Raw genomic sequence first — 9587 nt, forward strand, 5'->3', positions numbered from 1 at the left:
CACTCCAGGGAAGCCACTGAAGGCAAGGACCCATAAGCCACATCCGGCCCTCCCGGGCCACCCAACAACTTACGGAGCCATATGACGACGGGGCGCAGTGGACGTACGGTGCGGGACCTGCGAAGGGGCAACCGCAGCGCCGTGCTGCAGCAGTTGTACTTCGGCGGGCCCATGAGCCGGCAGGAACTGGGCCCCGCGACCGGGCTGAGCTCGGGATCCGTCAGCAACGTGGTCGGTGAACTCGTCGCGGACGGACTGCTGGAGGAGGCCGGCATCGTCGACTCCGACGGCGGCCGCCCGCGTACGCTGCTGCGCGTCGCGCCCGGCAGCGCGCACATGATCGGCATCGACGTGGGCGAAACCCGGGTCAGGGTCGAGCTGTTCGACCTCACCCTCACCGAACTGGCGCGTACCGAGCTCCCGTTGCAGCCGCGCGGCTGCTACGACGTCGGCCCGATCGTCGACCACGTACGGACCGGGATCGCCACCGTCCTGGAGCGGGCCGGGGTCGGGACGGACCGGCTCCTGGGGGTCGGCATCGGCGTACCCGGCATCGTCGACCGCGACGCGGCGGGCGGAACCGTGGTCCACGGGCAGACCATCGGCTGGGACGCGGTCCCGCTGGAGGCGCTGCTGCGCGCCACGGGAGCCGTGCCGCCCGAGGTCCCGTACATCATCGACAACGGGGCGCGCACGCTCGGGCAGGCGGAGATGTGGTTCGGCGCGGGGCGCGGGGCCCGGGACGCGGTGGTCGTGCTCTTCGGCTCCGGCGTCGGGGCGAGCCTGATCACCGACGGTTCCCCGGACGGCGCCACCACCGGGGGCGCACCCCTGGAGTGGGGCCACCTGACGGTGCAGGTCCGCGGGCGGCGCTGCCGCTGCGGGGCGCTGGGCTGCCTGGAGGCCTACACGGGAGCGGAGTCGCTCCTGGCCCGGTGGGCGGAGCGGGGCGGCGGCGGGGAGGCGGTCGCCGGAGACGAGGAGGACGCCCTTGCCGCGCTGCTGGCGGCAGCCGGCGGCGGGGACGCGATCGCACTCGACGTGCTCGACGAGACCGCGGAGTACCTGGGCGCGGGCCTGTCGGACCTCATCAACCTCTTCCAGCCGGAGCGGATCCTGATCGGCGGCTGGGCCGGCCTGATGCTGGGCCCGCACATCCTCCCGGCGGTACGGGAACACGCGACGCGCTACTCGCTGCGCCACCCGGCGGCCCGGGTCACCATCGACATGGGCTCACTGGGCCCGGACGCGGTCACGGTGGGCGCGGCCACCCTCCCCCTGGCGGCCTTCTTCGCCACGGGCGGCCGGCGCACCCCGCCGGAGCCCGCGGCGGAAGCCCCGGGCTGGCAGACGTCCCTCCAGACGCGCGGGGGCTCGGCGGCGGCGACGGGTCGGGGGTAGCTGCGTGGGGGGGCTCGTCCGCGTCTGCGGGGCGCGTCCGTGGGACTCGTTCACGAGGCGCGTCTGCGGGGCTCGTTCACTGGGCTCGGCCGCGAGGCGCGTCTACGGGACCCGCTCACTGGGCTCGGCCGCGAGGCGCGGGTAGGGTGCCGGGGCAGGTGCCACCGAAGGAGTACCGACCATGATCCTCCCCAAGATCCGGGACCCTCGCTTTGTGACGATCCGCCGGGGCGGGACCCTCACCGATCCGGATCACCACCTCCTCGCCCTGTGGGCGGCGTCCTGCGCGGAGCACGTCCTCGGCCTGTTCGAGGCTGCCCGGCCCGAGGACCCGCGGCCGCGTCAGGCGATCGAGCATGCCCGCGCGTGGGTGCACGGCGAGGTCACGATGACCCAGGCACGCGCAGCGGGCGGCCACGCGATGGGCGCGGCCCGGGATCTGCGCGGGGCGGCCCGTCATGCCGCGTACGCCGCGGGCCAGGCCGGGGCCGTCGCCCACGTCGCCGCGCACGAGCTCGGCGCGGCCGCCTACGCGATCAAGGCCGCACGCGCCGCCGCGCCGGAAGGCGAGGGCGAGGCGGCGGCCCGACAGGAGTGCCGATGGCAGCGCGACCAGCTCCCTGAGCCGATCCGTGAACTCGTGCTCGACGACCAGCGGTTGCGCAACGCCATCTGCTGGTCGGCCTTCGACTGCTGAGCCGGGACGGGGCAGGGGCGGGGCGGGCACGCCGGGCGGGGCGGGGACCGGCACGGCCGGGGCCGGCACGGCCGGGACCGGCCGGGCAGGCGCGGTTGACCACGGTCAGGACCGGCACGGGCCGGGGCGGGCACGGCACGGTCACGACCGGCACGGGCCGGGGCGGGCACTGGCGGGCACGGCATGGCCCGGGCGGGCATGGTTGACCTCGGCCGGGGCCGGCACGGCCGGGCATGCCCAGCCATGGCCGGGGGCGGGCACGGCCAGGACCGGCACGGGCCGGGACCGGCCGGGGCGTGCACGGTCGACCCCGACCAGGGCGGACACGCCGTCCATGGCCAGTGTGGGCACGGTTGACCGCGGCCAGGACCCGGCCGGGGCCGGCACGGCGGGGCATGGCCGGGGGGCGGGCATGGCCGACGGGCACGGCCAGGGGGGCGGGCACGGCCAGGACCGGCACGGCCCGGGACCGGCCGGGGCGTGCATGGTCGACCCCGACCAGGGCGGACACGCCGTGCATGGCCAGCGTGGGGACGGTTGACCGCGGCCAGGACCGGCCGGGGCCGGCACGGCCGGGCACGGCCGGGGGGGCATGGCCGGGGGGCGGGCACGGCCCGGGACCGGCCGAGGCGTCCACGGTCGACCCCGACCAGGGCGGACACGCCGTGCATGGCCAGGGTGGGCACGGTTGACCGCGGCCAGGACCCGGCCGGGCACGGCCAGGGGGGCGGGCACGGCCAGGGGGGCGGGCACGGCCAGGGGGGCGGGCACGGCCAGGGGGGCGGGCACGGCCCGGGGGGCGGGCACGGCCCGGGGGGCGGGCACGGCCCGGGACCTGCCGGGGCGTCCACGGTCGACCCCGACCAGGGCGGACACGCCGTGCATGGCCAGCGTGGGGACGGTTGACCGCGGCCAGGACCGGCCAGGGCCGGCACGGCCGGGCACGGCCGGGGGGCATGGCCGGGGGGCGGGCACGGCCCGGGACCGGCCGAGGCGTCCACGGTCGACCCCGACCAGGGCGGACACGCCGTGCATGGCCAGCGTGGGGACGGTTGACCTCGGCCAGGACCGGCCGGGGCCGGCACGGCCGGGCATGGCTGAGGGGGGCGGTCGCGGCAGCCACGGCCGCATGGCCGAATGGCCGCAGCCGCATGCCGGATCCGTCCGGGCTCGAAGCCTGGGAGCGGGTGGTTGTGTGGCGAGGCCTGCGTGTGACGGCCCCAGTCGGGCGCGACCGGCTCATCCGGGCCCGCGGCCCGTCGCGCGGGGGCCACGACTCGCACCGCGCCGCATTCCGGTGCCCCCGGCTCCTCGACTCGGTCAGCGGCCGCGGACAGCGGCCAGCGTTCACGCCGAGTCGCGGACCACCAGCTCCGGGTCGAAGAGCACCTCCACCGGGTCGGGCGCCGCCGCGCCGGACACCCGGTCGAGGAGGAGGCGGACCATCTCCGCCGCCATTTCCTCCACCGGCTGGCGGACCGTCGTCAGGCGGGGCCTGGACGCCACCGCCGCACCGGAGTCGTCGAAGCCGACCACCGCCACGTCCTCAGGGATCCGGCGGCCGTGTTCGCGCAGCACCAGGCAGGCCCCCTGGGCCATCAGGTCGTTCGCCGCGAACACCCCGTCCAGGTCCGGGCGTTCGGCCAGGAGCGCGCGCATCGCCTGCTCGCCGCCGTCCAGCGTGAAGTCCGCCTCGGCCACCCGTACCGCCGTTCCGGCCAGCGCCTCCCGGAAGCCCGCCACCCGCTCCCGGCTCGCCGCCACGTCCTCCGGGCCGCCGATGGCGACGAGCCGCCGGCAGCCCCGGGCGAGGAGATGCCGCGCGGCCAGCGCACCGCCGTCGCGGTGGCGCAGATCGACCCAGTCCAGCGGGACCCCGGGCGCCGGCCGGGCGAAGAGCACCGCGGGCAGTCCGGCCCGCGCGAGCAGGCCGGGCAGCGGGTCGCGGCCGTCGGTGGTGACGAGCAGGGCCCCGTCGCCACCGCCCTGCGTGAGGTACGCGATCACCTGCGCGCGGTCCGCCTCCCCGTCGGCGAACAGCAGCACCGGATGCACACCGCGCGGGCGCAGGGCCCGTACGACCCCGCTCACCACCCGCCCGAAGAAGGGGTCCTGGAACACCCGGCCGGTGTCCGCTCCCGCGCCCGAGACCACCAGCGCCACCGCACCGGAGCGCCGGGTCACGAGGGAGCGGGCCGCACGGTTCGGCACGTATCCGGTCGTGGCGACGGCCCGCTGGACCGCCTGCTGGATGGCGGGGTCCACATTGCGGACCCCGTTCACCACGCGGGACACCGTGGCCCGGGACACCCCGGCGGCGCGGGCCACGTCCTCCAGGGTCGGGGCCGTGCCAGTGCCGGTGCCGGTGGCCGTACCGGTGCCGGTGCCGGTGGCTGTGCTCGCTGCGTCCATGGCGGCACTGTAGCCGCCCGGGCTCACACCCCCCTCGGACCTGGATCCGACCCCGCCCAGACTCCTCTCAGACCTCGATCGCCCCCCTGAGCGGGAGATCACCCGCGCTGCGACCGGCCAGGACGGCGAACCACCCCGGCTCCGCTGTCCAGCCCCCGGCCTGCGGGGACCAGTGCTGCAGGGCTCGCGCGGGGATCCGTACGTACGCCGTCACCCGCTCCCCCGGCTCCGCCTCCGCCGCCACCCAGCCCGCGAGCCAGCGCACCGGGCGCTCGATCGCCGAGTCCGGTCGCGACAGGTGGATTTGGACGACCTCACGACCGCGCCGGGTGCCGGTGTTGTGGAGGAGCACAGGGACCTCGTAGCCCCCGCCCGGGGTCGGCTCCGGGGTGCCGAGGCGCTCGAACTCCCAGGTGGTGTAGCCGAGTCCGTGCCCGAACCAGTACGCGGGAGCCGGGCCGGCGGGTCCCCTTCGCAGCCAGCCGCGGTGACCGATGTGCAGGCCCTCCTCGTAGGGGAGTTGACCTTCGAGGGGCCGTGTGGTGCGGACCGGGGCGTCGGCGAGGGCGGCCGGCCAGGTGGTGGGGAGCCGGCCGCCCGGCTCGGCGCGGCCGAGGAGGACGTCGGCGAGTGCGTGCCCGCCCTCCTGGCCGGGGAACCAGGTGAGGAGGATGGCTCCGGCGGCTTCGCGCCAGGGCAGTTCGACGGGGCCGCCGGAGTTGACGACGACGACGGTACGGGGATTCGCGCGGACGATCTCAGCGACCAACTCGTCCTGCGGCACGGGGAGTCGGAGCGAGGTGCGGTCGAAGCCCTCGGACTCGCCGCCTTCGGTGGTGCCGACGACCACGACGGCCACGGCGGCCGCCCGGGCGGCGGCCACGGCGGCGGCGAGCGCCTCGGCGGGGCCGGGAAGGGGCGGGGCGGCGGTGAGGACGGTCGCCCGCCCCGTGCCGGGGGCGAGCTCCCGCCGGGCCACGACGTGCACCGGGTTGCCGGCGGTGAGCGGGATCCGGGCGGTGTGCTGGGGCGGACGGACGTGGATGACGGCCGGATCGGCGGTCTCGGGCGGGAACTCGCCGTCGAGCACGACCGTTCCCTCTACGGAGAGGCGGAGTGCGCCGAAGCCGCCGAGTCCGAGGGTCCAGGTCCCGCTCGTGTCCGGGTGGAGGACGGCGGCGAGCTCGACGGTGTGGGCGCCGGGCGGCAGTTCCGGTTCCAGTACCCGGCCGGAGGGCTGGTGGGCGGAGCACAGCACCGCCCCGTCCGCGTCGAGCACGCGCAACCGCACGCCCGGGGCGCCGCCTTCCGGGTCACGGCCGTACCGCGCGCCCAGCGGAGCCTGCCCGCCGCCGCCCTCGGGCGCGGGGCCCGCTTCGTAGGAGACCCGGACGTCCGGACCCAGCGCGCTCCGCAGCCCCTCGAGCGGACTGACCACACGCTGCGGGAACACCTCGGAACTCCCGCCGCCCTGGACCCGGGGCTCATCGGCATGCACCCCGATGACGGCGACCCCCCGCCCCAACGCCCCCTCGTCCAGGGGCAACACCCCCCGGTTCTTCAACAACACGAAGCTCGCAGCAGCCGCGCCCCGCAGCTCCTGACGCAAGGCGCCGGGGGGTAGGCCTGGCCGGGGGCGAAGGCCACGGCCGGCACCGACACCGAGGCGCCGGACAGCCCGGAGGACGGCCCCCCCGACCGGGGCCGGGGCCGAAGCTGGGGCTGGGGCCGGAGCCGAAGCCGCGGTCGGAACCTCGGCCGGAACCTGGGCCGAAGCCAGGGTCGGGGCCGAAGCCTCGGTCGGAACCTGGGCCGGAGCCGGGGCTGATTCCTGGGCCGGGGCCGGGGCCGAAGGTGTCTGAGACGGGCCCACAGCCAAGGCCCGGGAGGAGGCTTCGCCCAGGGTGGGGTTCAGAGCCGACCCCAGCCCCAGCCCGGGCCCCGACCCCGGATCCAGCTCCGGATTCGGAGGTGTGCCTCCTGGGATGAGGGTCCCCACGCGGGACGCCAAGCGCAGGAGTCGGCGGGCCTTGTCCTCGACCGCTTCCGCCGGGACCCGACCGCTCGCCAGGGCCTCCCGCAGCTCCGCACCCCACGGACCGCGGGGGCCCGGCATCGCCAGATCCTGCGCGGCGACGGCCGAAGCCACCGTCGAGCGGACACCACCCCAGTCGGAGACGACCACCCCGTCGAAGCCCCACTCCCCCTTCAAGGGTTCGGCGAGGAGGGAACTCTCACTCATCGTCACGCCGTTGACCTTGTTGTACGCCGACATCACGAGCCATACCCCCGCCTGGACTGCGGCCTCGAAGGGTGCGAGGTAGAGCTCGCGCAGCACGCGCTCGTCGAGCTGTACGTCAACGGTCAGCCGCTCCGTCTCGGAGTCGTTGGCCACGTAGTGCTTCGCCGTCGCGGCCACCCCCCGCGACTGGACGCCACGGATGAGGGCCGCCCCCGAACGGCCCGCGAGCAACGGGTCCTCGGCGAAGCACTCGAAGTGGCGCCCGGCGAGCGGGCTGCGGTGCAGGTTGAGGGTGGGGGCGAGAACGACGTGAACGCCCTTGCGCCGGGCCTCGTCGCCGAGCAGTTCTCCGAGCCGGCGCACCCGGTCCTCGTCCCACAGCGCTCCGAGGGCGGTGGGTGAGGGCAGCAGGGCCGAGGTGAACCGCTCGTCCCAGCCGGGCCCGCGCACCCCGGCCGGACCGTCCGAGAAGACGATCTCCCGCAGCCCCACGTCCGGTTCGGGCCGGGTCCGCCAGGTATCGGACCCGGTCAACAGCCGCACCCGCTGCTCGGGATCCAGCTTGTCCAGCAGTAGTTCCACGTCACCGTCGCGCATGTCCACCCCTCACACACCAACCGCCCGAACGCTGGGAGAGCGCTCTCCCGCATGATCCCGGCGCACGGGATCAACTGTCAACGGCCGGGCGCGGCCGGGGCCGTAGCCCTTGCCGTCGTCGGGCTCGGTGGTTGGGCGCCGTCGTCGGGCGTGGAAGCGCCGCCCGCGCGTGCGCGGTCGCGGCGGGGCGGCGTGGACTCATCTCCCGGCTGCGAGCTGGACCCCGACTCGGCGGTTCTCCGGGGTCCGTTCCGCGCCGTTGCGGCGTCAGGCCGAAGCGAACACCGGGAGCCGCACCAACCACCTGCCGACCCACGTCAGCGGAGTGGACGTTCGCGCCCGGCCAGGGCAGTCGAAGCGCACGTGCGGGCTCCTGAAAGGGCCCGGGCAAGTGCGTCAGGCCTCCGAGGCCACCACGTCGGACCCGGCGTGTTCGTGGATCCGGCCGGCGAAAGCACGGGGGCCCGAACGCGTCGGCAGTCATGCCGCAGGCAGGGTTTCAAGGCCCTGGCCGCGAGCCGCCGCGAGCAAGCAGGCGTGCGTGCGTGCGTGCCTGCGGCAAGCCTTCCTCGTCGAGCTGGACCGTCTCGGGGGTCCTCCCGCTGAACGAGCCCTCCGACCCCAGGGTGCACCGTCAAGGGCGGCTGGTAACCGGCACTGTCGGCGCCCGTCACCGACATGATCCGCCATTCGGCGATCACAGGCCGGACTCGCCCGGGGCTCCGCCCCACCCGGACCGACCTCCGGCGGCGCCCCCGTGGTGGGAGGCCCGTGCCCGACCCGGCGCCGCGGGGATTGCGTGCGGGGTGGGCACGGACCGGGTACGCGGCCTGGAAGGCCAGGCGGCTGTCCGCTCCTTCGGGGGGGCGGGCGAGCAGTGAGTCGAGTGCGAGGCAGACCTCCCAGCGCTCGATGCCGGGCTCTGACACCCGTGCCATGTGGCCGATCAGCAGGTCTTCCGGGCCGGCGACCCCCGCTTGCCCGTCCACACCTTCTCCGCAGTGCTGACGAGCAACTCCTCCACACGTACTCGGGTCTCCGCCCAGGACCGTGGCCGTGGGTGACGGCGAAGCGGGCCCGTTCCGGGGCGAGCCGTGCGCGAGGAGCAACTCACGCCCGGCCAATTCGTTCACTCAGCCGGGACCGGCAAGGTAGATGGTGGGCGCCACCTTGCCGATGCCGTGCGTGGCCGCGCCGGAAGCACGGCTCATGGTCGAATGTCAGCGCCGGGCAGAACTCGGCGACGCAGTCGGTGAGTTCGTACGCCGCCACGTCGTGTAAGAGTCGCAGATGCGGCGCGCACCGGGGCGGTGTCGCCAACCCGCGCAGCAGCGCGGCCACGACCTCGGGGAGATCAGTCCCACCAGAACGTCCAGTGGGTGTTACCGATCAGGGCCTCTTCTGCGTAGAGCCGGATGCTCTCGTACCGTTCCTAGCCAGTGTGCAGGAGTGAGTCCTGGACCCACTCACGCTTACTGGGCGCATCCCGAACGGTTTTGGATGCACTGGGTCCCCGCTTTCTCGTCCCGCTCGGCGTCGGCTCTCCGTGAAGCCGGTCCGTGGTGGGTGGGCGGTTTCCGTCACACCTGCGGGTGCCTGGTGCGGCCTGGGCGGTCCGATGCCCCACACGATCGCTCTGGTCGTGTGGGGGCGGTGCCGTCCGTCGCCGGATCGGGTGTCCGAGGGCGCGTCGCCCGATCGCGATGCCGGCGGCATCGTGACGGGACATCTTTCGGCGCGGGGTGGCCAGCGGTTTCTGCCAGTGCCGGCCTCCCCACTGGGAGGTGTAGGCGGGATCGACCGCGACGACGGCGAGGCCGTGTTCGGCGGCCATCGATACGAGCCGGGCTTTGAGCTTGCCGGTCGGGATGCCGGAGATCAGCTGCCGGAACCGTTTCCTGCGGCCGTGCTTCTCCCGTGTCTTCTCCGCGGTGAAGTCGAGGTCTTCGATCGCGATGGCGTTGACGCCGGTGTTCTTCGCCCAGTGCAGTACCTGGGTGAGGGCGTGGCGGATTTGCGCGTCGCGGTGATCCGCCGATCCGGACAGGTCGTAGGGGAAGCAGTGTGGGTCGCCGATCGGGTTGCCGTGCGGGTCGAGCCGGTAGGCGGCGAAGTGGTCGGCGTTTGTATCGACGCCGACCATGCCGTTCGCGCGTGCGGTGGCGAGTGGGACCGTCTGAACTGTGGGGCGTTGCCAGGAGGCGGTCAGGTACCAGCGGCCGCGTGTGACGTCCAGGT

Annotated in this window: 5 protein-coding genes; 2 read left to right on the forward strand and 3 right to left on the reverse strand. The window is 75.2% G+C overall.

Annotated features, from left to right (window positions below):
• Positions 1 to 81 precede the first annotated feature (81 nt).
• The gene (locus tag MTF69_RS42450; RefSeq protein WP_243342182.1) at positions 82 to 1401 is read left to right on the forward strand and encodes an ROK family transcriptional regulator; all 1320 of its coding nucleotides are present in this window, start codon (positions 82 to 84) and stop codon (positions 1399 to 1401) included.
• Positions 1402 to 1582: 181 nt separating this feature from the next.
• Positions 1583 to 2098: a putative immunity protein gene (locus tag MTF69_RS42455; RefSeq protein WP_243342183.1), complete on the forward strand. Its 516-nt coding sequence runs from the start codon at positions 1583 to 1585 to the stop codon at positions 2096 to 2098.
• A gap of 1347 nt (positions 2099 to 3445) precedes the next feature.
• Here the strand turns inward: MTF69_RS42455 and MTF69_RS42460 are convergent.
• The 3 genes from MTF69_RS42460 to MTF69_RS42470 form a co-directional block, all read right to left on the reverse strand.
• Positions 3446 to 4510 carry a LacI family DNA-binding transcriptional regulator gene (locus tag MTF69_RS42460; protein WP_243342184.1) on the reverse strand — a complete coding sequence of 355 codons (1065 nt, stop codon included), beginning with the start codon at positions 4508 to 4510 and terminating at the stop codon, positions 3446 to 3448.
• A 67-nt stretch (positions 4511 to 4577) separates the two neighbouring features.
• The gene (locus MTF69_RS42465; protein ID WP_243342185.1) at positions 4578 to 7349 is read right to left on the reverse strand and encodes a glycoside hydrolase family 3 C-terminal domain-containing protein; all 2772 of its coding nucleotides are present in this window, start codon (positions 7347 to 7349) and stop codon (positions 4578 to 4580) included.
• 1432 nt (positions 7350 to 8781) lie between these two features.
• Positions 8782 to 9587: IS200/IS605 family accessory protein TnpB-related protein (locus MTF69_RS42470; RefSeq protein WP_243342186.1), on the reverse strand; the 806-nt coding region annotated here is incomplete at its 5' end.

Source organism: Streptomyces sp. AP-93, from assembly GCF_022808175.1.
Lineage (GTDB): Bacteria > Actinomycetota > Actinomycetes > Streptomycetales > Streptomycetaceae > Streptomyces.